The following is a 25,661-nucleotide window of genomic DNA, read 5'->3' as shown; positions in this document are numbered from 1 at the left end:
CTGACGGCACATCCGCACAGGTGAGCGGGGTAGTCCAGCAGGCGGACGCGCGGTTCGGTCCCGCCCCTTCGTGACGCTAGGGTGGCGGGAATTCGAGCCGGACAACGTGGTCCGGTCCCCGGCCCACGTTGAGAAGGTATTTCGGGCTATGCGTATTGGTGTCCTCACGTCCGGCGGCGACTGCCCCGGCCTGAACGCCGTCATCCGGTCCGTCGTACACCGCGCCGTCGTGGACCACGGCGACGAGGTCATCGGCTTCCGGGACGGCTGGAAGGGCCTCCTGGAGTGCGACTACCTCAAGCTCGACCTCGACGCGGTGGGTGGCATCCTCGCCCGCGGCGGCACGATTCTCGGGTCCTCCCGGGTCCAGCCCTCCCATCTGCGGGACGGTGTGGAGCGGGCCAAGGGCCATGTCGAGGAACTCGGCCTCGACGCGATCATCCCCATCGGCGGTGAGGGCACCCTCAAGGCCGCCCGGCTGATGTCGGACAGCGGTCTGCCCGTCGTCGGTGTGCCGAAGACCATCGACAACGACATCGCGGTCACGGACGTCACCTTCGGCTTCGACACGGCCGTGGGGGTGGCGACCGAGGCGCTGGACCGGCTGAAGACCACCGCCGAGTCCCACCAGCGGGTCCTGGTGGTCGAGGTCATGGGGCGGCACACCGGCTGGATCGCGCTGCACTCCGGCATGGCGGCCGGCGCGCACGCCATCGTCGTCCCCGAACGGCCCTTCGACATAGAGGAACTGACCAAGCGGGTCGGCGAGCGGTTCGAGGCGGGCAAGCGCTTCGCGATCGTCGTGGCGGCGGAGGGGGCGAAGCCCCGGGCCGGGTCCATGGAGTTCGACGAGGGCGGCAAGGACATCTACGGGCACGAGCGGTTCGCGGGTATCGCGCGGCAGCTGTCCGTGGAGCTGGAAGGGCGGCTGGGGAAGGAAGCCCGGCCGGTCATTCTCGGGCATGTGCAGCGGGGTGGTACGCCGACGGCCTATGACCGGGTGCTCGCGACGCGGTTCGGGTGGCACGCGGTGGAGGCCGTGCATCGCGGGGAGTTCGGGCAGATGACCGCGCTGCGCGGGACCGACATAGTGATGGTGTCGCTGGCCGAGGCCGTGAAGACGCTGAAGACCGTGCCGGACGATCGGTACGCCGAGGCGGAGACCGTTCTCTGAGGTTGCTGTAACTTCGCCCCCGGTCACTTGTGTGGCCGGGGGCGGTTCTACTCTTGTGGGCGGACAGATTGCTGCACACCCCCACGAAACAGGAGCCGGCGGAATGGATCACAGCGGGCACGGCATGACCATGGATCTGCCGCCGTTCACGCTGGGACGAGGGCTGGAGTGGTCGGCCGACCCGTTCTTTCTCGTCGCCTGCCTGGTCGGGCTCGGGCTGTACGGGTGGGGTGTCGTGCGGCTGGTGCGGCGCGGGGACAAGTGGCCCGTGGGGCGGACGGCCGCCTTCGTCATCGGTGTGCTGACCGTCGCGCTCATGATGTGCACCCGGCTGAACGACTACGGCATGGTCATGTTCAGCGTGCACATGGTGCAGCACATGGTGATCAGCATGGTGTCGCCGATCCTCGTCCTGCTCGGCGCCCCGATCACGCTGGCGCTGCGCGCCCTGCCCACGGCGGGGCGGGGTCGTAAGGGCCCCCGTGAGCTGCTGCTGATGTTCCTGCACAGCCGGTACATGCGGATCATCACGCACCCGGCGTTCACGATCCCGCTGTTCATCGCGAGCCTGTACGGGTTGTACTTCACGCCGCTCTTCGACACCCTGATGGGCTCCAAGCCGGGGCACATCGGGATGATGGTGCACTTCTTCGCCGTCGGGCTGGTGTTCTTCTGGCCGATCATGGGCGTGGACCCGGGGCCGCACCGCCCCGGCTACCTGATGCGGATGCTGGAGCTGTTCGCGGGCATGCCGTTCCACGCGTTCTTCGGGATCGCACTGATGATGGCGTCCGAGCCGATGGTCGGGACGTTCATGAACCCGCCCGCCTCGCTCGGCATCGAGGCGCTCTCCGACCAGAACGCCGCGGGCGGCATCGCCTGGGCGTTCAGCGAGATCCCGTCCGTGCTGGTGCTGATCGCCCTGCTGTTCCAGTGGTACGCCTCCGACCAGCGCCAGGCCAGGCGCAAGGACCGGGCCGCCGACCGCGACGGGGACAAGGAGCTGGAGGCGTACAACGCCTACCTGGCCTCGCTGAACGCGCAGGGGCGCTGAAAGCCCGCTCGCGCAAGGACCGTGCGCACCGGGCGTCCGCCAGGCACCATGGAGGCATCGGACCACGAGGAGGGTGTTGCGATGCCCGGTTCCACGAACGGTTCAAACTCGACCAAGACCATGGGAGTGCTCACCCTCGGCGGCCTCGTCGCGGTGACGGCCTACACGGTGGCGCTGGGGAGCAACGGCTGGCTGTGGTTCGGCTGGGTCGTCCTGGGACTGATCACCCTCGGACTGGTGGTGACCACACGCAGCACCTGACGGCTCACTCCCCGGTCAGCCGGCCCGCCGAGTGCACGCCCGGCTGGTACTTCGGGATCCGAACGGTGATCTTCATGCCCGCGCCCGGGGCGGTCTCGATGACGAGGCCGTAGTCGTCGCCGTAGACCTGGCGGAGCCGGTCGTCGACGTTGGAGAGCCCTATGCCGCCCGAGGGGCTGACCTCACGGGCGAGGATGCGGCGCAGCAGGTCGGGGTCCATGCCGGCGCCGTCGTCCTCGATGACGACGAGCGCCTCTGCGCCCGCGTCCTGGGCGGTGATCTGGATGCTGCATTTATCGGCTTTGCCCTCAAGGCCGTGTTTGACGGCGTTCTCGACGAGCGGCTGGAGGCAGAGGAAGGGCAGGGCGACGGGCAGCACCTCCGGGGCGATCTGGAGGGTGACGGAGAGGCGGTCGCCGAAGCGTGCCCTGACGAGCGCCAGATAGTGGTCGATGGCGTGGAGTTCGTCGGCGAGGGCGGTGAAGTCACCGTGCCTGCGGAACGAGTAGCGGGTGAAGTCGGCGAATTCCAGGAGCAGTTCGCGGGCGCGCTCGGGGTCGGTGCGGACGAACGAGGCGATCACCGCGAGCGAGTTGAAGATGAAGTGCGGGGAGATCTGAGCCCGCAGCGCCTTGATCTCGGCCTCGATGAGGCGGGTGCGCGACTGGTCGAGGTCGGCCAGCTCCAGTTGGACGGAGACCCAGCGGGCCACCTCGCCGGCCGCCCGGACCAGGACCGCCGACTCACGGGGCGCGCAGGCGACGAGGGCGCCGTGCACCCGGTCGTCGACGGTGAGCGGGGCGACGACCGCCCAGCGCACCGAGCAGTCGAGGGTGTCGCAGGTGAGCCGGAAGGCCTCGCCCCGGCCGGTGTCCAGGGCTGCCCCGAGGCGTTCCATGATCTGGTCGCGGTGGTGGGCGCCGTCGCCGTCCCAGACCAGGACCTGTTCGCGGTCCGTGAGGCAGAGGGCGTCCGTGCCGAGCAGGGAGCGCAGTTTGCGGGCGGACTTGCGGGCGGTCTCCTCGGTGAGGCCGGCCCGGAGCGGGGGCGCGGCGAGGGAGGCGGTGTGCAGGGTCTCGAAGGTGGCGTGCTCGACGGGGGTGCCGAGGCCGCCGAGGCTCTTGGCCCCCCGTGCGCCGCGCCGGCCCAGCCAGACCCCGGCGGCCAGCACGGGGAGCACGGCGACGCACAGGCCCGCCAGGAATCCGCTCATGGCGTCTTCACCTCCGTGCGCAGCTCCTCGGGCAGATGGAAGCGGGCCAGGACGGCCGCCGTGCCCGGGGGCACCCGGCCGGGGGTCGCCAGGGAGACCAGGATCATGGTGAGGAAGCTCAGCGGCACCGACCACAGAGCGGGCCAGGCGAGCAGGGCGTGCAGCGCGCCCTTGCCCGGGTAGCCCGCCATGGTCGCGGCGACGGCGAGCAGGGCGGAGCCGCCGCCGACCAGCATCCCGGCTGCCGCGCCGGGCGGGGTGAGCCGCCGCCACCAGATGCCGAGGACGAGCAGCGGGCAGAACGAGGAGGCGGACACGGCGAAGGCGAGCCCGACGGCGTCGGCGACCGGGAGCCCGCCGACGAGAACGCTCGCCGCGAGGGGCACGGCCATGGCGAGAACCGTCCCGAGCCGGAAGTACCGCACGCCCCGGGAGGGCAGCACGTCCTGGGTGAGGACGCCCGCGACCGCCATCGTCAGCCCCGAGGCCGTGGACAGGAAGGCGGCGAAGGCACCGCCCGCCACCAGCGCGCCCAGCAGGTCCCCGCCCACTCCCCCGATCATGCGGTCGGGCAGCAGCAGGACGGCGGCGTCCGGGTCTCCGGTGAGGGTGAGTTCGGGGGCGTAGAGGCGGCCGAGTGCGCCGTAGACGGGCGGCAGGAGGTAGAAGGCGCCGATGAGGCCGAGGACCACGACGGTGGTGCGGCGGGCGGCGACGCCGTGCGGGCTGGTGTAGAAGCGGACCACGACGTGCGGCAGGCCCATGGTGCCGAGGAACGTGGCGAGGATCAGCCCGTACGTGGCGTACAGCGGGCGTTCCCCGCGGCCCTCGTCCTGCGAGGGCGACAGGTCGCCGCCGGCGCTGCGCTCGGCCGCCGGGACGGTCGCGCCCGCGGCGAAGGTGAGCCGGGTGCCGCGTTCGATGTGGTGGGCGCCGGCGGGGAGTTCCAGGCGGGTGTCCGTGTGGGTACGGCCGTCCACGGTGCCGGTCACCGTGACCGTCAGGGGTCGGTCGAGGGTGAGGGCGATGCTGTCGTCCACGCGCACGACGCGCTGCTCGCGGAAGGTGGCCGGTTCGTCGAAGGCCCGGCGCGGGGCTCCGTCGTGCTGCCAGACGAGGACCAGGAAGAGGGCGGGGACGAGCAGGGCGGTGAGCTTCAGCCAGTACTGGAAGGCCTGCACGAAGGTGATGCTGCGCATGCCGCCGGCGGCGACGGTGGCCGTGACGACGACGGCGACGATCACTCCGCCCAGCCAGTCCGGCGCCCCGGTCAGCACGGTCAGGGTCAGTCCGGCCCCCTGGAGCTGGGGCAGCAGGTAGAGCCAGCCGACGCCGACGACGAAGGCACCGGCGAGGCGCCGTACCGCCTGGGAGGCGAGGCGGGCCTCGGCGAAGTCGGGGAGGGTGTAGGCGCCGGAGCGGCGCAGCGGGGCGGCGACGAAGAGCAGCAGGACCAGATAGCCGGCGGTGTAGCCGACCGGGTACCAGAGCATCTCGGGGCCCTGGACCAGGACGAGGCCCGCGATGCCGAGGAAGGAGGCGGCGGAGAGGTACTCGCCGCTGATGGCGGCGGCGTTGAGGCGGGGGCCGACGGTACGGGAAGCGACGTAGAAATCGGAGGTGGTGCGGGAGATGCGCAGGCCGAAGGCGCCGACCAGAACCGTCGCGACGACGACCAGGGCGACGGCGGGTATGGCGTAGCTGGAGTTCATGGGACGGCTTCAGCGGTCTTCGACGAGGCGTACGAAGTCGCGTTCGTTGCGCTCGGCGCGGCGGACGTACCAGCGGGCCAGCAGGACGAGCGGGACGTAGAGGCCGAAGCCGAGGACGGCCCACTCCAGGCGGCCGGTGCCGGGCGTCGCGGCGAACAGCAGCGGCAGCGGGCCGACGAGCAGCCCGAGGATCGCGAACACGGTGAGGGCGGCGCGCAGTTGGGTGCGCATCAGGGAGCGGACGTAGGTGTGGCCGAGGGTGGTCTGCTCGTCGATCTCGGTGCGCGGGCGGTAGTAGCCGGAGGCCCGGTGGGTGCGGCGGGTGCGGCGGGGCGGGGCGGTGACGACGACGCGGCGTTCGGTGTGGTCCTGGGGCACGGTCACGGCCTCCGCATGAGCAGGTCGCGCAGTTCTCGCGTGTGACGCCGGCTGACCTGGAGTTCCTCGGAGCCGACGAGGACGCTGACGGTCCCCGCGTCCAGGCGGAGTTCGCCGATGTGGCGCAGGGCGACGAGGTGGCGGCGGTGAATGCGGACGAAGCCGCGGGAGCGCCAGCGCTCCTCCAGGGTGGACAGCGGTATACGGACCAGATGGCTGCCCTTGCCGGTGTGCAGCCGGGCGTAGTCGCCCTGGGCCTCGACGTGGGTGATGTCGTCGACGGCGACGAAGCGGGTCACGCCGCCGAGCTCGACGGGCAGGTGGTCGGGGTCGGGTTCGTGCACGGGTATCGGCGGGGCGGCGCCGCGCAGCTCGGCGGCGCGGCGGACGGCTTCGGCGAGGCGTTCCTTGCGGACGGGCTTGAGGACGTAGTCGACGGCCTTGAGGTCGAAGGCCTGGACGGCGAAGTCCTCGTGGGCGGTGACGAACACGACGAGCGGCGGCCGGGCGAAGCCGGTGAGCAGCCGGGCCAGGTCGAGGCCGTCGAGGCCGGGCATCTGGATGTCGAGGAAGACGACGTCGATCGCCTCGGGGCCGCCGGGGCCGGACTCCAGGGCGCGGTTGATGCGGCGCAGCGCCTCGGTGGCGTCGCCGGCGCCCTCCGCGCTGCCGACGCGGGGGTCCGCCTGCAGCAGGTAGAGCAGTTCCTCCAGCGAGGGGCGTTCGTCGTCGACAGCCAGGGCGCGCAGCATGAACCCGGAGTGTAGGGGCGATCCGTACGTCTGGACATGTGCCGGGGGTGCGCGTTCCCGCTGGATACAGTGCCCGCATGAACAGCAGGTCCACGCCGTTCGACGAACTCGACCGGAAGATCATCACCACGTTGATGGCGAACGCCAGGACGTCCTTCGCCGAGATCGGCACGGCGATCGGGCTGTCGGCGACGGCGGTCAAGCGCCGGGTCGACCGGCTGCGTGAAACAGGTGTGATCACCGGTTTCACGGCCACGGTGAAGCCGTCGGCGCTGGGCTGGCGCACGGAGGCCTACGTGGAGGTGTACTGCGAGGGCGCGGCCCCGCCGCGGCGGCTCGCGGAGGTCGTGCGCGACTACCCGGAGATCGCGGCGGCGATGACCGTGACCGGCGGCGCGGACGCGCTGCTGCATGTGCGGGCCCGGGACGTGGAGCACTTCGAGGAGGTGCTGGAGCGGATCCGCCAGGAGCCGTTCATCCGGAAGACGATCAGCGTGATGGTGCTGTCGCATCTGCTTCCGGAGAGTCCGGAGGCGGGGGCCAGCCATCCCGCGCCGGAGTAGCCCCGGACGGCGCGCAGCAGACGTGCGCTGAGCCGGCTCAAGACGCAGCGTTCCTGCGTGAAGACGCAACTGATGTTTCTTGTGGACCGCCTCCGTCAGTTTCTACCTTGGTGTCAACCCTCAGTCACACACCGTTAGGAAGCGGAGGTACCCCTCTGTGCCCGACTCCCGTGTGCCGCGCCGGCGGCGCTACCTGGTCTGCGAACCCAGACACTTCGCCGTGCAGTACGCGATCAACCCGTGGATGCATCCCGACGAACCCGTCGATGTCATCCGTGCCCTGGACCAATGGCAGGCGCTGGTGGACGCCTATCGTGTCCACGGCCATACCGTGGACAGTGTGAAACCGGTTCCCGGCCTGCCCGACATGGTCTTCGCCGCGAACGCGGCGGTCGTCGTCGACGGCCGCGTCTTCGGCTCGCTCTTCCACGCGCCCGAGCGCCGTCCCGAGTCCGTGCCGTACGAGGCGTGGTTCAAGTCGGAGGGCTACGAGGTCTACCACCCCGAGTCGGTGTGCGAGGGCGAGGGCGACCTGGTGCCCGCCGGGCGCTGGATCCTGGCCGGGACGGGTTTCCGTACGACCCGGGAGGCCCACAGCGAGGTGCAGGAGTACCTGGGGGTGCCGGTGATCAGCCTGACGCTGGTGGACCCGTACTTCTACCACCTGGACACGGCGCTGTTCGTCCTCGACGAGGAGAACATCGCCTACTACCCCGAGGCGTTCTCCCCGGGCAGCCGCGAGGTGCTGGCCCGGCTGTACCCGGACGCGGTGCTCGCCACCCACGAGGACGCGATGGCGTTCGGGCTCAACTCCGTCTCCGACGGGCGCCACGTGTTCATCTCACCGGGGGCGACGGCCCTGGCCGGGCAGCTCGCCGACCGCGGCTACGTCCCCGTCCCCGTCGACCTGTCCGAGTTCCAGAAGGCCGGTGGCGGCATCAAGTGCTGCACCCAGGAGATCCGGGAGATCCGCTCATGACCGCACCTGTCCGCACCCGTGACTCGCAGGAGCTCATCCGCGCGGAGGAGCCGGTCCTCGCCCACAACTACCATCCGCTGCCCGTGGTCGTCGCCCGCGGCGAGGGCACCTGGGTGGAGGACGTGGAGGGGCGGCGCTACCTCGACCTGCTGGCCGGCTATTCGGCGCTCAACTTCGGCCACCGGCATCCGGCGCTGATCGAGGCGGCCCACCGCCAGCTCGACCGGCTGACGCTCACCTCGCGTGCCTTCCACAACGACCGGCTCGCCGAGTTCGCCGAGCGGCTGGCGGCGTTGACGGGCCTGGACATGGTGCTGCCCATGAACACCGGCGCGGAGGCGGTGGAGAGCGCCGTGAAGGTGGCCCGCAAGTGGGCCTACGACGTCAAGGGCGTGCCGGACGGCCGGGCGACGATCGTGGTCGCCGCGGACAACTTCCACGGCCGCACGACGACGATCGTCAGCTTCTCCACGGACGAGACGGCGCGGCAGGGCTTCGGCCCCTTCACGCCGGGCTTCCGGATCGTGCCGTACAACGACCTGGCCGCGCTGGAGGCGGCGGTCGACGAGACGACGGCGGCCGTGCTGATCGAGCCGATCCAGGGCGAGGCCGGGGTGATCATCCCGGACGACGGCTACCTGGCCGGCGTGCGCGAGCTGACCCGGCGCAAGGGATGCCTGTTCATCGCCGACGAGATCCAGTCCGGGCTCGGCCGCACCGGCGGCACGCTGGCGGTGGAGCACGAGTCGGTCGTGCCGGACATGGTGCTGCTGGGGAAGGCGCTGGGCGGCGGCATCGTGCCGGTGTCGGCGGTGGTGGCGCGCCGGGAGGTCCTCGGGGTGCTGCGGCCGGGCGAGCACGGCTCGACCTTCGGCGGCAACCCGCTGGCGGCCGCGGTCGGCACGGCGGTGGTCGAACTGCTGGAGACGGGCGAGTTCCAGCGGCGCGCGGCCGAGCTGGGCACCACCCTGCGGGACGGCCTGACCGAACTGGTCGGCAAGGGCGTCGTCGGCTTCCGCTCGCGCGGCCTGTGGGCGGGCGTCGACATCGACCCGGCCCTCGGCACCGGGCGCGAGGTCAGCGAACGCCTCATGCGGGAGGGAGTCCTGGTCAAGGACACCCACGGCTCCACGATCCGCCTGGCACCGCCGCTCACGATCACGGGCGAGGAGCTCGCGGGGGCGCTCGCGGCCCTGGAGAAGGTGCTGGGGTAGGGCAGCGCCACAGCCGCCCGCGGCCGCCCCGACCGGACCTGCACAAGCCGCCCCCGTAGGCGGGAAGGGTGAAGATGGGGGCAAGAGGTGGTAGACCACTCTCAGCGACAGAGAGGTCGGCCGGTGGGCGCACACGAGGAATACGGCGTTGCCCGGCGGCGGTTCGACGTGGCCGACGCCGTGCCCCTGTTGCTCGATCCGCAGGGCATGGTGACGGGCTGGACCGACGACGCCCGGCGGCTGCTGGCATACCCGGCTTCCGAGGCGGTCGGCAGGAAGCTGTCCGACCTGCTGGCCGCCGAGGACGCGGAGCGCGTGCCGGACCTGGTCGAGCGCTGCCGCAGGGACGGCGGCTGGGCCGGGCTGCTGACGGCCCGCCGCAAGAACGGGCAGCCGGTGCGGGTCATGGCCCGGATCACCTCGACCGAGGAGACGCAGACCGGCTCGCGCTGGCTGGTGCTCCTGTCGGAGCTGGGCCAGGCCCCCGGCTGGGACATGAGCCGTTCGGTGCTGGAACGGATGGTGTCCGACGCTTCCGTGGGCATCGCCATCGTCGACACCGACCTGCGGTTCGTGTGGTCCAACACCGCCCTTGAGCAGTTCGGCGGCGGACCGGCGGCGCGACGGCTCGGGCTGCGCTTCGCGGACGTCCAGCCGGGCATGGACGGCCAGGCGGTCGAGGCGCAGATGCGGCACGTCCTGGAGACCGGCGAGGCGGTCGTCGGGTACGAGCATGTGGGGCATGTGCGGTCGGCGCCGCTGCGCGAGACGGCGCACATGCTGTCGTTCGCCCGGCTGGAGGACGACCGGGGCCACCCGCTGGGCGTGTACTACACGGTCGTCGACATGACCGAGCGGCACCGCGCGCGGCAGCGGCTGGCGCTCCTCGACCGGGCCGGCGAGAGCATCGGCCGCAGTCTCGACGTGATGCGCACCGCGCAGGAGCTGGCCGATGTGGCCGTGCCGGGAGTGGCCGACTTCGTCACCGTGGATCTGCTGGAGGCGGTGGTGCGGGGCGCGGAGCCGGCTCCGGGGCCGCTCGCGGACACGGATCCGGTGGCACTGCGCCGGGCCGGTCAGCGCTCCGCGCAGGAGGACCTCCCGCAGGGCGCCCTCGAGGTCGGCGACATCGCGACGTATCTGGCCGGGTCGCCCCCGGTCCGCTGCCTGACCACGGGACGCTCCTGGCGTGCGGAGCGGCTGGATCCGGTGACCCGGGAGTGGGCCACGGACCTCCCGGACGGCCGCCGGACCGTCACCTTCCTGGAGCTGGACCTGTACAGCGTGATGACCGTGCCGATCCGGTCGCGGGGCACCACCCTGGGCGTCACCACCTTCTTCCGGCGCCACCGCCGTGAGCCCTTCGACGAGGAGGATCTGCACCTGGCCGAGGACCTCGTCGCCCGCGCGGCCGTCTGCCTGGACAACGCCCGGCGCTACACCCGCGAGCGGGACGCCGCCCTCGTCCTGCAGCGCAGTCTGCTCCCCCACCGGCTGCCCGAGCAGGACGCCGTCGAGGTGGCTGCGTGCTACCGGCCGGCCGACGAGCTGACCGGCCTGGGCGGCGACTGGTACGACCTCATCCCGCTGTCCGGCGGCCGGGTCGCGCTCGTGGTGGGCGAGGTGCCCGGGCATGGTATCGACGCCGCCGCGGCGATGGGGCAGCTGCGGACCGCGGTGCGGACCCTGGCCGCGCTGGATCTGCCGCCCGAGGAGGTGCTGGCGCACCTCGACGACCTGGTGGCGCGGTCGGCGCGGGAGGAGGGCGTCGAGCCGGGCGCGGCGGGCGCCGACAGCGGACGGTCGTCCGTGGGCTCGGGGTGTCTGTACGTGGTCTACGACCCGGTCGACGGCGGCTGCACGATGGCGGCGGCGGGTCATCCCGCCCCGGCCGTGGTGGCGCCGGACCGCTCGGTGACGTTCGTGGATCTGCCGCAGGGGCCGCCGCTCGGCGTGGGCGGTCCGCCCTTCGAGGCGGTCGAGCTGTCCCTCGCGGAGGGCAGCACGCTCGCCCTGCACACCGACGGGCTGCTGGCCCGGGGCGAGACCACCTGGGCCGTCGACACCGGCCGGGAGCGGCTGCGCGGGGCGCTGGAACAGGCGGGTCCGCTCGAGTCGCACTGTCTGACCGTGGTCGACGCGCTGGTCCCGGCGCGCCCGTACGACGACGTGGCCCTGCTGATGGCCCGGACGAAGCGGCTCGACACCGAGCGGGTCGCGGCCTGGGACCTGCCCTCCGACCCGGCCGTCGTCGCCGACGCCCGCCGCACGGCCACCCGGCAGCTCGCGCACTGGGGCCTGGACGAGCTGGTCTTCACCACGGAACTGGTGGTGAGCGAGCTGGTCACCAACGCCATCCGGTACGCCACCGGCTCGATCCGGCTCCGGCTGATCCGGGAGCGCGCCCTGGTCTGCGAGGTCTTCGACGGCGGCGCCACCGCGCCCCATCTGCGCCATCCCCGTACGACGGACGAGGGCGGGCGCGGACTGCTGCTGGTCTCCCAGCTCACCCAGCGGTGGGGCAGCCGGTTCGTCCCCGACGGGAAGGTCATCTGGGCGGAGCAGTCGCTGACGGACCTCACGGAGTGAGACCCGGACCGATTGCCGCATACCGTGGGAAACTGGTCTGATACCGGCAGTGGTGGTGAGGCGGCGGCGATGACGGATACGGCGATCGACTACGAGGCCGTGTTCCAGGCCTTCCCGGGTGTGGTGGCCCTGCTCACGCCCGACCTGGTCTACGCGGACGTCAACGAGGAGTTCCTGCGGGTCGTCGGACGCACACGCGAGCAGGTCGTCGGCGGCGACCTCGACGACCTCTTCCCGGACAACCCGAACGACCCGCGCGCCTCCGGCATGGCGAACCTCAAGGCCTCGCTGTACCGGGTCCTGGCCACCGGCGAACGGGACACCATGGCGCTGCAACGCTACGACGTCGAGCCCCCCGACCGTCCGGGCCACTGGGAGGAGCGCTACTGGAGCCTGGTCAACGCGCCGCTGACCGGGCCGGACGGCAAGGTGATGCTGCTGGTCCTGCGGGTCGAGGAGGTCACCGAGCTGATCCGCGCCCATGGCCGCCCGAGCGGGAGCCGGTCGCGGGCGCTGGAGGCCGAACTGTACACCCGGGCCCGTGAGCTGCAGGAGCTCAACGACCGGCTGCGCCAGGCGCACTCCCGGGAGCGGGAGGTGGCCCTGGCCCTGCAGGAGGCGATGCTGCCCGACCGCCGCCAGGTCAGACACCACCACCGGGCCGCCGTCCGCTACCGGCCGGCCGTGGGCGCACTGAACGTGTGCGGGGACTGGTACGACCTGGTCGATCTGGTCGGCGGCCACCGGGTCGGGGTGTCGGTCGGTGACGTGGTCGGGCACGGACTGGAGGCCGCCGGCGTCATGGGCCAGTTGCGCAGCGCGCTGAGCGCGGCCTCCCGGGTCGCCGAGGGCCCGGCCCAGGCGCTGGACGTGCTGGGGCGCTACGCGCACGTGGTCGACGGCGCCGAGTCGGCGACCGCCGTGACGACCTTCATCGACTTCGACCGGCACACCATCACCTACAGCAGCGCCGGCCATCCCCCGCCCGTGCTGGTCCACCCCGACGGCCGGGCGGAGCTGCTCGACGGGGCCACCGACACCCCGCTCGACGCCCGCCCCGACCCGATCCCCAGACCCCAGGCGGACACCTCGTACACGCCGGGCGCCACCCTCGTGCTCTACACCGACGGGCTGATCGAGCGGCGCGGCGAGGACATCGACACCGGTCTGGGCCGCCTCGCCGACGCGCTGGCCCGGAACCGGGACCAGGACCCCGAGGCACTCGCCGACACCGTCCTGCTGGAGCTGCTGCCGCCCGGGGGCGCCACCGACGACACCGCGCTGGTCATCGTGCGGCTGTGATCGGGGGCCTGCCGCCCTACAGCCGGTTCCGTCCGTGGTCGAGGATCCGGACGCGGTCCACGTTCTGCCGGTCCTCGGTGTCGCCGCTGGGCTCGCCCGCGAACCACGCGTCGAGGATCTCCGTCAGCAGCGGCTCGGACGTCAGCCGCAGGCTGAGCGCGAGGACGTTGGCGTCGTTCCAGCGGCGGGCCCCGTCGGCCGTGTAGGCGTCCGTGCACAAGGCGGCCCGTACGCCGGGCACCTTGTTCGCCGCGATCGAGGCGCCCGTGCCGGTCCAGCAGCACACCACGGCCTGGTCGGCCGCCCCGTCGGCGACCTCGCGGGCCGCGGCCTCCGAGCACACGGCCCACTGCGGGTCGCCCCCGGAGCGCAGCGCGCCGTGCGGGCGCACCTCGTGCCCCCGGTCCCGCAGCGCGGCCACGAGAGCGCGGGCGACGGGCTCGTCCATGTCCGAGGAAACAGAGATCCGCATGCTCCGCAGACTACTCGCCGAGGCCGCAAGAACCACCGGTTGGCCAGGCACCCTTCACTTCCCGGCCATGCCACCCGTTCGGCTTGCCGATCACCCGTACGGAGCAGCACGCTGGTCCCGCGGCCCTCCCCAGCCGCATGAGCACCACCGGACACCGCCACCCGACTGACTGACCGTCAGTCAAAAGGTGAAGGATCGACGAGGTCCCGCCGCACGAGGTGCCCGGTGACTGCGCCTGCACCTACACTGGCACCCCACGACACGCCGGTTGACCTGCTGGAACGCGGCGGTTGAGTTCACCGCCAGAGTCGAGGAGCGCCCGCTTTGTTCTACTACCTGCTGAAATACGTGCTGCTGGGCCCGCTGCTGCGACTGGTCTTCCGCCCTCGAATAGAGGGGCTGGAGCACGTGCCGTCGGAGGGCGCCGCCATCGTCGCCGGCAATCATCTGTCGTTCTCGGACCACTTCCTGATGCCGGCGATCCTCAAGCGGCGCATCACCTTCCTGGCGAAGGCCGAGTACTTCACGGGCCCGGGTCTCAAGGGCCGGCTGACGGCCTTCTTCTTCCGCAGCGCGGGGCAGATCCCGGTCGACCGCTCGGGCAAGGACGCGGGCCAGGCCGCGATCCGCGAGGGCCTCGGCGTGCTGGACAAGGGCGAGTTGCTCGGCATCTACCCCGAGGGCACGCGCTCGCACGACGGCCGGCTCTACAAGGGCAAGGTCGGGGTCGCGGTGATGGCCCTCAAGGCGGGCGTCCCGATCATCCCCTGCGCGATGATCGGCACCTTCGAGGCCCAGCCGCCCGGCAAGGTCATCCCCAACATCCACCCCGTCGCGATCCGCTTCGGCGAGCCCCTCGACTTCTCCCGCTACGCCGGAATGGAGAACGAGAAGGCCATCCTGCGCGCCGTCACCGACGAGCTCATGTACGCGATCCTCTCCCTGTCCGGGCAGGAGTACGTCGACCAGTACGCGGCCGTCGTGAAGGCCGAGGAGGCCGCCGCCGCGAAGAAGCGGAAGCTGCCGCGCATGCCGCTCGGTTGATGCCTCTGCCGTCGGCAGAACCGCAGGTGGCCCGGCCCCCGGCCGCCGTACGGTCGCCGTATGACACGTGCTGTGGTGATCGGGGCGACGGGACAGATCGGACGGGTGGCGGTGGGGGCGCTGGCCCGGGACGGCTGGGAGGTGACGGCCGTCTCGCGGGGCGGCGGCCGGGACCCCCGGTGGCCGGACGGCGTCCAGGCCGTGCGGGCCGACCGGGAGGACGACGCGGCGCTGTCCGCGGCGGTCGGTGACGGCTGCGACGTCCTGGTGGACATGGTGGCGTTCGGCGCCGGGCACGCACGGCAGTTGACGGGGCTGGCCGGGCGGGTCGGCTCGGCGGTGGTGATCTCCAGTGTGTCGGTGTACGAGGACGACCGGGGCCGCGGCTTCGACACGCAGGGCGAGCCCGGGGGCTTTCCCGAGTACCCGGTGCCGCTGACGGAGGACCAGCGCACGGTGCGGCCGGGCGACGCCTCGTACAGCACCCGGAAGGCGGAGCTGGAGCGTGAACTCCTCGCGGCGGGCGACCGGTTGCCGACCACGCTGCTGCGCGCGGGCGCGATCCACGGGGCGTACTGCCAGGGCCCGCGCGAGCTGTACATGGTGAAGCGCAACCTCGACGGGCGTAGGCGGCGCGTGCTCGCCTACGGCGGCGAGAGCCGGTTCCATCCGGCGAGCGTCCACACGATCGCCGAGCTGATCCGGCTGGCCGCCGCCCGGCCGGGCGCCCGCGTCCTGAACGCCGTCGACCCGGACGCGCCGACGGTGGCCACGATCGCGGCGGAGATCGACGCGGTGATGGGCGTGAAGACCGAGGACGTGCTCGTGGACGGCCCGCCGCCCGCACCCGGTGTGGGCGAGACGCCCTGGTCGGTGCCGATGCCCGTGGTGTGCGACATGTCGGCGGCGCAGCGCGAGCTGGGCTACCGGCCGGTGGTGCGGTACGCGGACACCCTGCCGGAGACGGTCGCCTGGATCGAGGAACAACTCGCCGGGCGGGACTGGCGGGAGGCGTACCCGAAGATGGTCCAGGCGTACGGCGACCTCTTCGACTACGCGGCGGAGGACGCCTGGCTGGCGGAGAGGGACGGCCGAGGGGACGACTGAGGGGGGCGGCCGTACGACCGCCCCCCTCCGGCCGTGACTACGGCTTGGGCGTGGCGTGCGGTGTGCAGGTCACATCGCGACGGTCCAGCTTGCCGGTGAGCAGGTAGCTGTCCACCCGCTCGTTGACGCACGGGTTGACCAGCCCGGAGACGCCGTGCGAACCGGCGTCCTTCTCGGTGATCAGGCGGGAGCCCTTGAACCGCTTGTGCAGTTCGACGGCGCCCTCGTACGGCGTCGCCGCGTCATGCTCCGACTGGACGATGAGCACGCCGGGCAGGCCCTTGCCGCTCTTGACGTTCAGCGGCGTGTGCTGCTTGGACGGCCAGGTGGCGCACGGCAGGTTCATCCAGGCGTTGGCCCACGTCATGAACGGGTGGTCCTTGTGGAGCCGGGTGTTGTCCCGGTCCCAGGTGCGCCAGCTGGTGGGCCACTTGGCGTCGGCGCACTCCACGGCCGTGTAGACGGCGTTGCCGTTCTCCGCGGAGGCGTTGCCCGCGGTGTCCGACAGGTCGGGGGCGGCGGCGTCGATCAGCGCCTGGGTGTCTCCGGCGACGTACTTGCTGAAGGCCGACGCGACCGGGGCCCACGCCGAGTCGTAGTACGGGGCGCTCTGGAAGAAGGAGATCAGCTCGGCCGGGCCGACGACCCCGCCGAGGGGGTTCTTCTTCGCCGTGGCGCGCAGCTGGAGCCACTTCTCCTGGACGGCGGCGCGGGTGGTGCCGAGGTGGTAGGTCGCGTCGTTCGCGGCGACCCAGTCCTGCCAGTCCTTCCAGCGGCCCTCGAAGGCGACGTCCTGGTCCAGGTTGGCCTGGTACCAGATCTTGTCCCGGGACGGGTTGACGACGCTGTCGACGACCATGCGGCGCACATGGCCGGGGAAGAGGGTGCCGTAGACGGCGCCGAGGTAGGTGCCGTAGGAGACGCCCAGGAAGTTGAGCTTCTTCTCGCCGAGGGCGGCGCGGATGACGTCGAGGTCGCGCGCGGTGTTCGGCGTGGTCATGTGCGGCAGCATCGCGCCGCTGCGGTCCTGGCAGCCCTCGGCGTACTCGCGGGCCAGCTTGCGCTGGGCGAGCTTGTCGGCCTCCGAGTCGGGCACCGGGTCCATCTTGGGTGCCTTGACGAACTCCTGCGGGTCGACACAGGAGATGGGCGCCGACTTGCCGACGCCGCGCGGGTCGAAGCCCACGAAGTCGTAGGCCTTGGCGGCGTTGGCCCACACCGGGTTCTTGCTCGTGACCCGGGCGGGGAAGCGCAGTCCGGAGCCGCCGGGGCCGCCGGGGTTGTAGAGGAGCGCGCCCTGCCGCTCGGCCTTCGTGCCCGTGTTGCCGATGCGGTCGACCGCGAGTTTGATCTGCTTGCCGTGCGGCTTGGCGTAGTCGAGCGGCACGGTGACGTACCCGCACTGGATCGGCTTGGCCAGATTCCAGTCGGCGGGGCAGTCCTGCCAGTCGATGCCGGCCTTCGCGGCCCGGGCGGCGGCTGTCGCGACACCCCGGGCCTCGCGGTCCTGGCCGTGGCGGGTGCCCGCGCTCGCGTTCGCCGTGGGCGCCGCGACGGCGCCGGCTATCAGCGTGGCCGTGACGAGTGCTCCGGCCGAACCGAGCGCCGCCACCCGCCTCTTCGGTCTCGTACCCCTCAAGGGGGACCTCCCCGTACATCGTTGCGATCAGTACGGGGATCCTCGCGGCTGTGAGGTCACTGAGAACAGGGTCCGTCGCGCTTCTTTGCCAATCCGATAAACGGAGAACGGGTGCTGCTCTACGGACGCCTGACCGAGCGTCTACGCGAGGGACGTCAGCGCCTCGTCGAGCAGCCGCCGCAGCCGCAGCGCGTCCTGCGCCACGGCCGTCACCAGCCCGGCGGGTCCGGCGAGCGGCACGACCGACGCCCCCTCCCCCAGCGCCCGGGCCGTCACCGGTTCGACGGAGAACTCCGGCCGTACGACGACCAGTTGCCCGACCGCCCGGTGTCCCCCGAGGACGGCGGGCCCGTCCCAGCCGCCCGGCGCGCCGGGCCCACAGGCCAGCTCCTGGTCGAGCACGGTCCGCTCGGCGATCCGCAACGTCAGACGGCTCGTCAGCCGTCCGGGTTCCTCACCGACGCGTCCGAGCACCTGCTCCTCGCGCAGCACGAGCCGGGCCGTGGCGGCGAGATCGACGCGGGTCGTGACATACAGGTCGCTGCCCTGGGCGGAGATCAACTGCTCCGGCAGCCAGTGCAGTTCGGCACCGTCGGCGACATCGAGCCGCACGTCGTAGCGTGCCTCGCTCTTCGACTGTCCCGGCAGCGCGATGGTGGCGGCGGCCGACCCGACCGACAGCCGGGCCGCCTCCTCCACCCGGGCCTCCACGGTGAAGTGGTCGCCGCCGAGCGGGCCGCTCATCGCCCCGACGAGCATGACCCGCGCCTCGGGGCCGCTCGCCCTGGTCCGCCGCAGCGCCAGCGGGCCGTCGCTCTCCAGCACGGGCAGGGAGGTCCCGCCCCGGCCGTCGTCCCGGGCGACGATCCGCGCGACGGACCGCACCCCGGTGCCGAGCACGCTCACGCCGCCCACGCGGCGAGCTGTGCCCGGACCCATGCGGCGACGTCCGACACCCCGGCCTCGCTCCGCAACGACTGGAAGACGACCGGCAGTTCGGCCCGCTGCGCCTTGGCGTCGGCCGCCATGCGCGCGAGGTCGGAGCCGACGTACGGTGCGAGGTCGGTCTTGTTGACGATGAGCAGGTCGGCGGTGGTCACGCCCGGCCCGCCCTTGCGCGGGATGTCATCGCCCCCGGCCACGTCGATAACGAAGATCTGCGCGTCGACGAGCCCCTTGGAGAAGGTCGCGGTGAGGTTGTCCCCGCCGGACTCCACGAGGACCAGGTCCAGCGGCCCGACGGCGTCCTCCAGGTCCTCCACCGCTTCCAGGTTGGCGGAGATGTCGTCCCGGATCGCGGTGTGCGGGCAGGCGCCCGTCTCCACGGCGGTGATCCGCTCGGGCGGCAGCACGGCTTCCCGGAGCAGGAACTCGGCGTCCTCCCGGGTGTAGATGTCGTTGGTGACGACCGCGAGCGACAGCTCGTCCCGCAGCGCGCGGCAGAGGGCGGCGACGGTGGCGGTCTTTCCTGAGCCGACGGGGCCGCCGAGGCCGATGCGGAGCGCTCTGCGGGTGCCGTCGGGGCGGTGGGCGTCGGCGCTGACGGCTGGCGCGCCGTCGTGGTGGTGGTCGAGGTGCATGTGCGGCTCCTGGTTGGGCGGGTCCTGGTTTGGGACGACCGGGTTCGGGGTGGTGGGCGCGGGTTTCGGGGTGCGGGTGGGTGGGGGCTTGTCGCGCTCACGCGGCGGAGCCGCATATCGAACACAGCCCCGCGCCCCTGGGGCGAGCGGCTACGAGGCGAACAGGCGTACCGGCCAGCCCGCGTGCACCTCCGCTCCGATCTCCAGCAATGGTGCCGAGCCCGCCGGCAACGCGTCGACCCCCTCGTCGACGACTCTCCGCGCCGCCTCCACCGCGCGGTCCACGACTTGGTCCAACTCCGGTGCCAGACGGGCCAGTACGCCCGTCGCGTCGAAGGGGTCCAGGCTCAGCAGGCGGACGGTCGCCGTGGCCGGGCCGCTCACGCTCTCGTAGGCCGCGCAGTACGCCGCGTCGACCGGTCCGAGACCGGCCGCCCGGGCCGTCAGGCCGAGCACGACCGGCTGATGGGCGCCCTTGGGGAACTCGCGTGCCAAGGCGTCCAGTTCAGCGGACGGCCAGGTCGAACGGGCGGCCCGCATGAGCTGGCGGCCCAGCCTGCGTGCGGCGACCCGCAGCGCGGGCGAGGGCGTACGGGCGTCCGCGGCACGGTCCAGCGTGACGGGGTCGATGCCGAGCGCGGCGGCGGCCGAGAGCGCCGCGGCGACCGATCCGGCCGTGTGCAGGCGCCCCCGGCAGAAGTCGGCGAGGCTCGCCGCTCCCTTGATGCGCCCGGCCTTGACCGCGGCCTCGGCCCCGCCGGAGTGTGCGTGGCCGCCGGCGGGGAAACGGCCGTCGGCCAGGACGAGAAGCGCTGCTCGTGACATCAGGGCGTCCTCAGAACAGGAAGTAGCGCTGCGCCATGGGGAGTTCGGCCGCGGGCTCCGCCTCGACCGCTGCCCCGTCGATGTACACCGCGAAGCTGTCGGGGTCGACCCGCACGTCCGGGCGCGCGTCGTTCTCCCGCATGTCGGCCTTGGTGACCCCGCGCGTCGAGTCGATCGCCACGAAGCGCTTGCCGAGGCCCAGCCGCTCAGGCAGCCCGTCCTCGACGGCCAAGGGGGCGACGAAGTTGAAGGAGTTGGCGGCCGGTGCCCGCCCGATCGCCCCGTACATCGGGCGCGGCAGGATCGGCTGCGGTGTGGGGATCGAGGCGTTGGCGTCGCCCATCTGCGCGTACGCGATCTGCCCGCCCTTGATGACGAGCTGCGGCTTGACGCCGAAGAACGCCGGTTCCCACAGCACCAGGTCGGCCAGCTTGCCGCTCTCGACCGACCCGATCTCCCGGGCCAGGCCCTGGGCGAGCGCCGGGTTGATCGTGTACTTGGCGACATAGCGACGCACCCGACGGTTGTCGGCGCGTCCGTCCCCGGGCAGGGCGCCCCGCCGCCGCTTCATCACATGCGCGGTCTGCCAGGTCCGCATGACGACCTCGCCGACGCGCCCCATGGCCTGGGAGTCGGAGGAGATGATCGAGATCGCGCCCAGGTCGTGCAGCACATCCTCGGCGCCGATCGTGGACGGCCGGATCCGGGACTCGGCGAAGGCCAGGTCCTCCGGCACCGCCGGGTTGAGGTGGTGGCAGACCATCAGCATGTCGAGGTGTTCCTCGGCGGTGTTGACGGTGAACGGCCGGGTCGGATTGGTGGAGCTCGGCAGCACGTACGACTCGGAGACCACGGTCATGATGTCCGGCGCGTGCCCGCCGCCCGCGCCCTCGGTGTGGTACGCGTGGATGCCCCGCCCGGCGATCGCGGCGAGCGTGTCGCCGACGAACCCGGCCTCGTTGAGCGTGTCCGTGTGAATGGCGACCTGGATGCCGGTCTGCTCTGCGACGGTCAGCGAGGCGTCGATGACGGCCGGGGTCGAGCCCCAGTCCTCGTGCAGCTTCAGGCCGAGCGCGCCGCCGCGGATCTGCGACAGCATCGCCTCGTGCGAGACGGTATTGCCCTTGCCCAGCAGGCCGATGTTGAGCGGGAAGGCCTCCATCGCCTCCAGCATCCGCGCGAGATGCCAGGGGCCGGGGGTCACGGTGGTGGCCTTGGAGCCCTCGGCCGGGCCCGTACCGCCGCCGACGAGGGTCGTGATGCCCGCCGAGAGCGCCTCGTCGGCGATCTGCGGGCAGATGAAGTGGACGTGCGCGTCGATGGCGCCGGCCGTGAGGATCCGCCCGTTGCCGGCGATGATCTCGGTCTCCGGGCCGATGACCAGGTCCGGGTGGACGCCGTCCATGGTGTCGGGGTTGCCGGCCTTGCCGATGCCGGTGATCCGGCCGTCGCGGACGCCGACGTCGGCCTTGACGATCCCCCAGTGGTCGATGATCACCGCGCCGGTGATCACGGTGTCGGGGGTACCCTCCGCCCGCGTGGCACGCGCCTGGCCCATGGACTCGCGGATGACCTTGCCGCCGCCGAACACGGCCTCGTCACCGGCGCGGCCGGGGCCGCCGGAGCGGTCCTCCTCGATCTCCACCAGCAGATCGGTGTCGGCGAGCCGGATCCGGTCGCCGGTCGTCGGGCCGAACAGGTCTGCGTACGCGGCACGTGAGATCTCAGGCATCGAGGGCACCTCCGGTCTCACCGCGCAGTCCGGGCACGACACGGGCGCCGGTGAGCGGAACGAGTTCGACGTCGACGGGGATCCCGGGTTCGAAGCGCACGGCCGTCCCGGCGGCGACGTTCAGCCGCTTTCCGCGGGCCGCGGCGCGGTCGAACTCCAGGCCGGGGTTGGCCTCGGCGAAGTGGTAGTGGGAGCCGACCTGGACGGGCCGGTCGGCGGCGTTGAGGACGGTCAGCCGGGTGACCTCGCGGCCCTCGTTGTACGCAATCGGGTCCTCGGCGAAGAGGATCTCTCCGGGAATCACGGCGGCTCCCCGTCAGACGATCGGGTCGTGGACGGTGACGAGCTTGGTGCCGTCCGGGAAGGTGGCCTCGACCTGGACGTCGTGGATCATCTCCGGGATGCCCTCCATGACGTCGTCCCGGGTGAGCAGCTTGCGTCCGGAGGACATGAGTTCGGCGACGGTACGGCCGTCCCGGGCGCCTTCGAGGAGGTGCGAGGTGATGAGCGCGACCGCCTCGGGGTGGTTCAGCCTCAGCCCGCGGGCCCTGCGCTTCTCGGCCACGTCGGCCGCGACGTGGATCAGCAGTCTCTCTTGCTCGTGCGGGGTCAGTTGCACGTCCCACCTCACAGTCCTCGCTCCGGACCGTGCGGGGCCCGGCTGCCGCAGCCCCGGGGAAAAGCCCTGGTGGCGTGGCGGCAGGCTAGTTGGACCGGGTTTCGGGCACGTTAACCGAGCTGTGATCCTCCAGGCCTGTGCGACGCGCCCGGAAAGCTACGCCGGGCCGGCCCCCCGATGCTCCGCCGCGATCCCGAACCGCTGCCGTTCGCGAGGAGCGGACGCGACCTCGCGGACCGTGGAGACGGCGCTGACCACCTGCTCCTCGGCGGTCTCCGCGAGCTCCTGGGCCTCTTCGAGTCGGCGCAGGTCATCGGCCGAGACGAGGGCGACGAGGGGCTTGCCGTGCCGGGTGACGACGACGCGCTCACCGGCGTACACCACGCGGTTGATCAGGTCGGCGAGCTCAGCCCTGGCTTGCGTCACCGGAATCTCGTAGGCCATGTCCTCATCATAACGCGATGTACGTCCTGTACATTTTTCACAGAGGAAGCTGTCGCCGAGGACAGCCCTGCCGCGAGGAGGGGTTCACCATGACCCGACCGTCCGCCCGTCACGTGCTGCCCGAGCTCACGGAACGCACGAGTTCCGGGCAACGGACCATGGACCCGTACTCGAAGCTGCTGGAGGAGCGGATCGTCTTTCTCGGGACGCCGGTGGACGAGATCTCGGCGAACGACGTGATGGCCCAGTTCATGTACCTCGAGCACCAGGCCCCGGACCGCGACATCCAGCTCTACATCAACTCCCCCGGCGGCGCGTTCCACGCGATGACCGCCCTCTACGACACGATGCGCTACGTCACCTGCGACGTGGAGACGGTCTGCCTGGGCCAGGCCGGGGCGGCCGCCACGGTGCTGCTGGCGGCCGGCACGCCGGGCAAGCGGTCCATGCTGCCGGACGCGCGTCTGGTGATCCATCAGCCCGCCCTGCCCGAGCCGGTCCAGGGACAGGCCAGTGATCTGGCGATCCAGGCCGACGAGCTGACGCGGATCCGGACCCGCATGGAGGAGATGCTCGCGCTGCACACCGGCCGCACCCGGGAGCAGGTGAGCGAGGACATCGAGCGGGACAAGGTGCTCACCGCCCAGGAGGCGGTGGAGTACGGCCTGGTGGACCGGATCGTCCCCGACCGCAAGGCCACCATGGCCGCGCCGACCGGACGGTGAGCCGCCGGTGCTGCCTCCCGAACTGCCTCCGCTGCCCGCCCTGACCCGCGCGGAGGCGGAGCTGATCGACCGTTACCTCGAGGTCGTGGACCTGCTGGGCCGGATCAATCCGGCGCTGCACGGCGACACCTACCGCGGACTGAGGGCCGCGCAGGCCCTGGTCGGCAAGGCGACCGCGCTGCGGGACGCACTGGCCCTGATGCACCAGCGGGGCGAGACGGAACTGCACGCCGACACACTGGCCCGGGCGCTGCGGGTGCTGGACGGCGAGCGCCGCACCGCCCGCGTCGCCCTGCCCCCGGAGTCCGTCGGTTGACGCGGAGCCGGCGGATCCGTCGGCTCCGGGACCCTGCTCTGTCGACGTGACGTCCGCGCTTGAGTCGAAACGAGCCAAACGACGTACCGCTGTTCGGAGTAGACGGGACACCAATTTTTGGACCGTCACGGTTGCGCGACGCGCGGGGTCGAGGGGCGGAATGGGACATTCCGTCGCTGGTCCGACGGTGCGCGGCGGGGTGGACACCCGGTCGAACACAGACGTGTCCACCCGAACGGGTGAGTGGTGAGTAACAACACAAATCCCCGGTTCCGTTGGGATTTCATGACAACCATCAGTCAAGATCCCTGACTGACGACAAGCCCCCGCCACAGCGGCGGGGCGATCCGGGCGGACGCCGAGTCCTGCCGCCGCCTGGATGACCGGTCGACAGGAGTGGATCGGCAGGAGTGGAGGACCCAAGCACGACGGGTCGCCGGGACGGTCACGCCATGACCGGACCCGAGCAGCCCTTGGGGTGAAGCCGCGTCAGCGGCCGGGCAACTTCGCCAGCCCGAATCCGACAGGTCATCCTTCACAGGCGGCTGACGAAGGGTTGCGCATGACTGCGCTCAATCGTGTCCCGTCGCTGATGGCCCGAGCCGGTACGGCCTCGGCCCTCACCATCGCCGCCGTGGGCGGCTCGATCGTGGCCCCCGGCTTCTCCTCCGAGGCAGCGGCGGCCACGCCGGCGACCAAGGCACTCCAGATAGCGGCCTCGAAGAAGGGATCGCCCTACAAGTACGGCGCCGTCGGCCCGCACCGGTTCGACTGCTCGGGCCTGACGCTGTACTCGTTCAAGAAGGTCGGCAAGAAGCTGCCGCGCACGGCCGCCCAGCAGTACAACAAGACCCGCCACATCTCCGCCCAGAACCGCAAGGCCGGAGACCTGGTGTTCTTCCACTCGGGCCGGAACGTGTACCACGTGGGTATCTACGCGGGTAAGAACAAGCTCTGGCACGCCCCCAAGAGCGGGGACGTGGTGCGGCTGCAGAAGATCTGGACCAAGAGCGTCTGGTACGGGCGCGTGAAGTAACCCGACGGGCGTGCGGCGACGCCTGAGACACACCGCCGCACGCCCACTCCAGCGCGCCCACCGCATGGTGGTCGAGCAGCTCCAAGAGGTCCGGGCCACCCGGACGGGCGTAGAGATCGAACGGCGGCTGCGGGGATCCGGAGCCCGCTGTCCACGAGGCGGCGCGCCGAGGCGCCGTCAGGAACCCCGCACCGCGTCGGGGAGGAGGAGCGTCGCGCCGAGAGGCGTCGCCGCGGCGGTGATGCCAGGCTTCGGGGAGAGGGCGGCGCGGACGTCGCTCACGCCGACGGGGCGTGCGCGCGCTCGGGGCCGGCGCGCCGAGGCTACGGCTCCTGCTGTCCCGCCGCCGTCATGGGCTGGGCCGGGACGGTCCACGGAAGTTCGACCGAGATGGTCTTGCCGCCCTCACGGGTGGGGCGGATCCTGAGCCTGCCGCCGCATTCGGCGGTCAGCCAGCGGATGATGACCAGACCGCGGCCGTTGTCCTGCTGGACGGCGGCGGGGAGCCGTCTGGGGAACCGCGGGTGGCTGTCCGTGACACCGATATGCAGCCGCTCGTCGCGGTCGAGCACGACGTCCACCGTGAACGTGGGCGACTGCCCGAAGGTGTGCTGGACGGCGTTGGTGGCGAGCTCGGAGATGATGAGCCGGACGGTGTCGGACACCTCCGTGTCCGCCGGCAGACCCCACTCCGTCAGCGTGTCCACCACGTAGACACGCGCTGCGGAGACCGAGGCGGGATCGCTCGGCAGAGTGACGGATGATTCCAGATGGTCTGCCATGGCGACGTCGTCCCTTTCCCACGGGACCGGAGTCCGACATGGAGCGGATGGTTCGAGTACGGTCCCGGACTGGTGCATCGCCGCCAGAGTGCCACCAGAACACCCGCGAAGGGCGGCGATCCACCAAGATATGCATATATCTGTCGCCC

Annotated in this window: 27 protein-coding genes and 1 riboswitch; of the genes, 13 read left to right on the top strand and 14 right to left on the bottom strand. The window is 71.8% G+C overall.

Going from position 1 to position 25,661, the window contains the following annotated elements:
• The first annotated feature begins 148 nt into the window (after window positions 1-148).
• The 3 genes from NNW99_RS33475 to NNW99_RS33465 all read left to right on the top strand — a co-directional run bounded on the left by NNW99_RS33475 (window position 149) and on the right by NNW99_RS33465 (window position 2,489).
• Entirely contained in the window at window positions 149-1,174 is a 1,026-nt protein-coding gene (locus NNW99_RS33475) for a 6-phosphofructokinase (RefSeq protein WP_215122886.1), read from the top strand.
• 103 nt (window positions 1,175-1,277) lie between these two features.
• Entirely contained in the window at window positions 1,278-2,228 is a 951-nt protein-coding gene (locus NNW99_RS33470) for a cytochrome c oxidase assembly protein (protein ID WP_215122885.1), read from the top strand.
• Between the two features lie 81 nt (window positions 2,229-2,309).
• A complete protein-coding gene (locus NNW99_RS33465; RefSeq protein WP_215122884.1) occupies window positions 2,310-2,489 on the top strand; it encodes a hypothetical protein in 180 nt (59 codons plus the stop codon).
• A 4-nt stretch (window positions 2,490-2,493) separates the two neighbouring features.
• Here the strand turns inward: NNW99_RS33465 and NNW99_RS33460 are convergent, their stop codons facing one another.
• From NNW99_RS33460 to NNW99_RS33445, 4 genes are read right to left on the bottom strand one after another with little or no spacing between them, the layout of a single operon-like run.
• Window positions 2,494-3,702: a sensor histidine kinase gene (locus tag NNW99_RS33460; protein WP_215122883.1), complete on the bottom strand. Its 1,209-nt coding sequence runs from the start codon at window positions 3,700-3,702 to the stop codon at window positions 2,494-2,496.
• The gene (locus NNW99_RS33455; protein WP_215122882.1) at window positions 3,699-5,414 is read right to left on the bottom strand and encodes a cation acetate symporter; all 1,716 of its coding nucleotides are present in this window, start codon (window positions 5,412-5,414) and stop codon (window positions 3,699-3,701) included. The genes NNW99_RS33460 and NNW99_RS33455 overlap by 4 nt, the downstream gene beginning before the upstream one ends.
• A 9-nt stretch (window positions 5,415-5,423) precedes the next feature.
• Window positions 5,424-5,792, bottom strand: a complete 369-nt coding sequence (locus NNW99_RS33450) for a hypothetical protein (RefSeq protein ID WP_215124542.1) — start codon at window positions 5,790-5,792, stop codon at window positions 5,424-5,426.
• A gap of 2 nt (window positions 5,793-5,794) precedes the next feature.
• On the bottom strand, window positions 5,795-6,544 hold the full coding sequence (locus tag NNW99_RS33445) for a LytTR family DNA-binding domain-containing protein (protein WP_215122881.1): 750 nt from the start codon (window positions 6,542-6,544) through the stop codon (window positions 5,795-5,797).
• A 77-nt stretch (window positions 6,545-6,621) separates the two neighbouring features.
• Here NNW99_RS33445 and NNW99_RS33440 point away from each other — a divergent pair, with 77 nt between their 5' ends.
• From NNW99_RS33440 to NNW99_RS33420, 5 genes are all read left to right on the top strand, one after another.
• Window positions 6,622-7,107, top strand: a complete 486-nt coding sequence (locus tag NNW99_RS33440) for an Lrp/AsnC family transcriptional regulator (protein WP_215122880.1) — start codon at window positions 6,622-6,624, stop codon at window positions 7,105-7,107.
• A gap of 157 nt (window positions 7,108-7,264) precedes the next feature.
• Window positions 7,265-8,086: a dimethylargininase gene (ddaH, locus tag NNW99_RS33435; RefSeq protein WP_215122879.1), complete on the top strand. Its 822-nt coding sequence runs from the start codon at window positions 7,265-7,267 to the stop codon at window positions 8,084-8,086.
• Window positions 8,083-9,300 carry an ornithine--oxo-acid transaminase gene (gene rocD, locus NNW99_RS33430; protein WP_215122878.1) on the top strand — a complete coding sequence of 406 codons (1,218 nt, stop codon included), beginning with the start codon at window positions 8,083-8,085 and terminating at the stop codon, window positions 9,298-9,300. Before ddaH ends, rocD begins: the two co-directional genes overlap by 4 nt.
• Before the next feature lie 123 nt (window positions 9,301-9,423).
• A complete protein-coding gene (locus NNW99_RS33425) occupies window positions 9,424-11,889 on the top strand; it encodes a SpoIIE family protein phosphatase (RefSeq protein WP_215122877.1) in 2,466 nt (821 codons plus the stop codon).
• A 69-nt stretch (window positions 11,890-11,958) separates the two neighbouring features.
• A complete protein-coding gene (locus NNW99_RS33420; protein ID WP_215122876.1) occupies window positions 11,959-13,191 on the top strand; it encodes a PP2C family protein-serine/threonine phosphatase in 1,233 nt (410 codons plus the stop codon).
• A 16-nt stretch (window positions 13,192-13,207) separates the two neighbouring features.
• Here NNW99_RS33420 and NNW99_RS33415 read toward each other — a convergent pair whose 3' ends face one another.
• Window positions 13,208-13,663 carry an RpiB/LacA/LacB family sugar-phosphate isomerase gene (locus NNW99_RS33415; protein ID WP_215122875.1) on the bottom strand — a complete coding sequence of 152 codons (456 nt, stop codon included), beginning with the start codon at window positions 13,661-13,663 and terminating at the stop codon, window positions 13,208-13,210.
• Window positions 13,664-13,987: 324 nt separating this feature from the next.
• On the opposite strand from NNW99_RS33415, the gene NNW99_RS33410 reads away from it, so the two are divergent.
• Together NNW99_RS33410 and NNW99_RS33405 are read left to right on the top strand one after the other, a co-directional pair.
• The gene (locus tag NNW99_RS33410; RefSeq protein WP_215122874.1) at window positions 13,988-14,707 is read left to right on the top strand and encodes a 1-acyl-sn-glycerol-3-phosphate acyltransferase; all 720 of its coding nucleotides are present in this window, start codon (window positions 13,988-13,990) and stop codon (window positions 14,705-14,707) included.
• A 60-nt stretch (window positions 14,708-14,767) separates the two neighbouring features.
• Window positions 14,768-15,814, top strand: a complete 1,047-nt coding sequence (locus NNW99_RS33405) for an NAD(P)-dependent oxidoreductase (protein WP_251057993.1) — start codon at window positions 14,768-14,770, stop codon at window positions 15,812-15,814.
• A gap of 37 nt (window positions 15,815-15,851) precedes the next feature.
• On the opposite strand, the gene NNW99_RS33400 is transcribed toward NNW99_RS33405, so the two are convergent.
• The 8 genes from NNW99_RS33400 to NNW99_RS33365 form a co-directional block, all read right to left on the bottom strand.
• Entirely contained in the window at window positions 15,852-17,453 is a 1,602-nt protein-coding gene (locus tag NNW99_RS33400; RefSeq protein ID WP_215122873.1) for an alpha/beta hydrolase, read from the bottom strand.
• A 141-nt stretch (window positions 17,454-17,594) separates the two neighbouring features.
• A complete protein-coding gene (locus NNW99_RS33395) occupies window positions 17,595-18,392 on the bottom strand; it encodes an urease accessory protein UreD (protein WP_215122872.1) in 798 nt (265 codons plus the stop codon).
• Window positions 18,356-19,033, bottom strand: coding sequence for an urease accessory protein UreG (ureG, locus tag NNW99_RS33390; RefSeq protein ID WP_215122871.1), 678 nt, complete (start codon window positions 19,031-19,033; stop codon window positions 18,356-18,358). The genes NNW99_RS33395 and ureG overlap by 37 nt, the downstream gene beginning before the upstream one ends.
• Before the next feature lie 150 nt (window positions 19,034-19,183).
• Window positions 19,184-19,858 carry an urease accessory protein UreF gene (locus NNW99_RS33385; protein ID WP_215122870.1) on the bottom strand — a complete coding sequence of 225 codons (675 nt, stop codon included), beginning with the start codon at window positions 19,856-19,858 and terminating at the stop codon, window positions 19,184-19,186.
• Window positions 19,859-19,868: 10 nt separating this feature from the next.
• Window positions 19,869-21,590: an urease subunit alpha gene (locus NNW99_RS33380; RefSeq protein WP_215122869.1), complete on the bottom strand. Its 1,722-nt coding sequence runs from the start codon at window positions 21,588-21,590 to the stop codon at window positions 19,869-19,871.
• The gene (locus tag NNW99_RS33375) at window positions 21,583-21,894 is read right to left on the bottom strand and encodes an urease subunit beta (protein WP_215122868.1); all 312 of its coding nucleotides are present in this window, start codon (window positions 21,892-21,894) and stop codon (window positions 21,583-21,585) included. Before NNW99_RS33375 ends, NNW99_RS33380 begins: the two co-directional genes overlap by 8 nt.
• Window positions 21,895-21,906: 12 nt before the next feature.
• Entirely contained in the window at window positions 21,907-22,209 is a 303-nt protein-coding gene (locus NNW99_RS33370; protein ID WP_184599242.1) for an urease subunit gamma, read from the bottom strand.
• A gap of 156 nt (window positions 22,210-22,365) precedes the next feature.
• Window positions 22,366-22,653: a type II toxin-antitoxin system Phd/YefM family antitoxin gene (locus NNW99_RS33365; protein WP_215122867.1), complete on the bottom strand. Its 288-nt coding sequence runs from the start codon at window positions 22,651-22,653 to the stop codon at window positions 22,366-22,368.
• Window positions 22,654-22,742: 89 nt separating this feature from the next.
• Here NNW99_RS33365 and NNW99_RS33360 point away from each other — a divergent pair, with 89 nt between their 5' ends.
• From NNW99_RS33360 to NNW99_RS33350, 3 genes are all read left to right on the top strand, one after another.
• On the top strand, window positions 22,743-23,378 hold the full coding sequence (locus NNW99_RS33360) for an ATP-dependent Clp protease proteolytic subunit (protein WP_215122866.1): 636 nt from the start codon (window positions 22,743-22,745) through the stop codon (window positions 23,376-23,378).
• Between the two features lie 7 nt (window positions 23,379-23,385).
• Window positions 23,386-23,694 carry a hypothetical protein gene (locus NNW99_RS33355; RefSeq protein WP_215122865.1) on the top strand — a complete coding sequence of 103 codons (309 nt, stop codon included), beginning with the start codon at window positions 23,386-23,388 and terminating at the stop codon, window positions 23,692-23,694.
• Window positions 23,695-24,040: 346 nt separating this feature from the next.
• Window positions 24,041-24,253: riboswitch (cyclic di-AMP (ydaO/yuaA leader) on the top strand.
• 3 nt (window positions 24,254-24,256) lie between these two features.
• Complete coding sequence (locus tag NNW99_RS33350) at window positions 24,257-24,730, top strand: C40 family peptidase (RefSeq protein ID WP_215122864.1); 474 nt, start codon at window positions 24,257-24,259, stop codon at window positions 24,728-24,730.
• Between the two features lie 323 nt (window positions 24,731-25,053).
• Here NNW99_RS33350 and NNW99_RS33345 read toward each other — a convergent pair whose 3' ends face one another.
• A complete protein-coding gene (locus NNW99_RS33345) occupies window positions 25,054-25,512 on the bottom strand; it encodes an ATP-binding protein (protein WP_215122863.1) in 459 nt (152 codons plus the stop codon).
• Window positions 25,513-25,661 lie beyond the last annotated feature (149 nt).

The sequence above is a fragment of the Streptomyces sp. CRCS-T-1 genome, from assembly GCF_024442335.1.
Classification (GTDB): domain Bacteria; phylum Actinomycetota; class Actinomycetes; order Streptomycetales; family Streptomycetaceae; genus Streptomyces; species Streptomyces koelreuteriae.
This window is presented reverse-complemented; position numbering and strand designations above follow the sequence as displayed.

What these genes read in the sequence shown, in the direction of transcription:
- NNW99_RS33405 (WP_251057993.1), top strand. Translation starts at nt 14,768, where the DNA reads ATGACACGTGCTGTGGTGATCGGGGCGACGGGACAGATCGGACGGGTG.
- NNW99_RS33465 (WP_215122884.1), top strand. Translation starts at nt 2,310, where the DNA reads ATGCCCGGTTCCACGAACGGTTCAAACTCGACCAAGACCATGGGAGTG.
- NNW99_RS33360 (WP_215122866.1), top strand. Translation starts at nt 22,743, where the DNA reads ATGACCCGACCGTCCGCCCGTCACGTGCTGCCCGAGCTCACGGAACGC.
- ureG (WP_215122871.1), bottom strand. Translation starts at nt 19,033, where the DNA reads ATGCACCTCGACCACCACCACGACGGCGCGCCAGCCGTCAGCGCCGAC.
- NNW99_RS33350 (WP_215122864.1), top strand. Translation starts at nt 24,257, where the DNA reads ATGACTGCGCTCAATCGTGTCCCGTCGCTGATGGCCCGAGCCGGTACG.
- NNW99_RS33365 (WP_215122867.1), bottom strand. Translation starts at nt 22,653, where the DNA reads ATGGCCTACGAGATTCCGGTGACGCAAGCCAGGGCTGAGCTCGCCGAC.
- NNW99_RS33455 (WP_215122882.1), bottom strand. Translation starts at nt 5,414, where the DNA reads ATGAACTCCAGCTACGCCATACCCGCCGTCGCCCTGGTCGTCGTCGCG.
- NNW99_RS33420 (WP_215122876.1), top strand. Translation starts at nt 11,959, where the DNA reads ATGACGGATACGGCGATCGACTACGAGGCCGTGTTCCAGGCCTTCCCG.
- NNW99_RS33470 (WP_215122885.1), top strand. Translation starts at nt 1,278, where the DNA reads ATGGATCACAGCGGGCACGGCATGACCATGGATCTGCCGCCGTTCACG.
- NNW99_RS33380 (WP_215122869.1), bottom strand. Translation starts at nt 21,590, where the DNA reads ATGCCTGAGATCTCACGTGCCGCGTACGCAGACCTGTTCGGCCCGACG.
- NNW99_RS33460 (WP_215122883.1), bottom strand. Translation starts at nt 3,702, where the DNA reads ATGAGCGGATTCCTGGCGGGCCTGTGCGTCGCCGTGCTCCCCGTGCTG.
- NNW99_RS33440 (WP_215122880.1), top strand. Translation starts at nt 6,622, where the DNA reads ATGAACAGCAGGTCCACGCCGTTCGACGAACTCGACCGGAAGATCATC.
- NNW99_RS33395 (WP_215122872.1), bottom strand. Translation starts at nt 18,392, where the DNA reads ATGGGTCCGGGCACAGCTCGCCGCGTGGGCGGCGTGAGCGTGCTCGGC.
- rocD (WP_215122878.1), top strand. Translation starts at nt 8,083, where the DNA reads ATGACCGCACCTGTCCGCACCCGTGACTCGCAGGAGCTCATCCGCGCG.
- NNW99_RS33385 (WP_215122870.1), bottom strand. Translation starts at nt 19,858, where the DNA reads ATGTCACGAGCAGCGCTTCTCGTCCTGGCCGACGGCCGTTTCCCCGCC.
- NNW99_RS33475 (WP_215122886.1), top strand. Translation starts at nt 149, where the DNA reads ATGCGTATTGGTGTCCTCACGTCCGGCGGCGACTGCCCCGGCCTGAAC.
- NNW99_RS33345 (WP_215122863.1), bottom strand. Translation starts at nt 25,512, where the DNA reads ATGGCAGACCATCTGGAATCATCCGTCACTCTGCCGAGCGATCCCGCC.
- NNW99_RS33415 (WP_215122875.1), bottom strand. Translation starts at nt 13,663, where the DNA reads ATGCGGATCTCTGTTTCCTCGGACATGGACGAGCCCGTCGCCCGCGCT.
- NNW99_RS33445 (WP_215122881.1), bottom strand. Translation starts at nt 6,544, where the DNA reads ATGCTGCGCGCCCTGGCTGTCGACGACGAACGCCCCTCGCTGGAGGAA.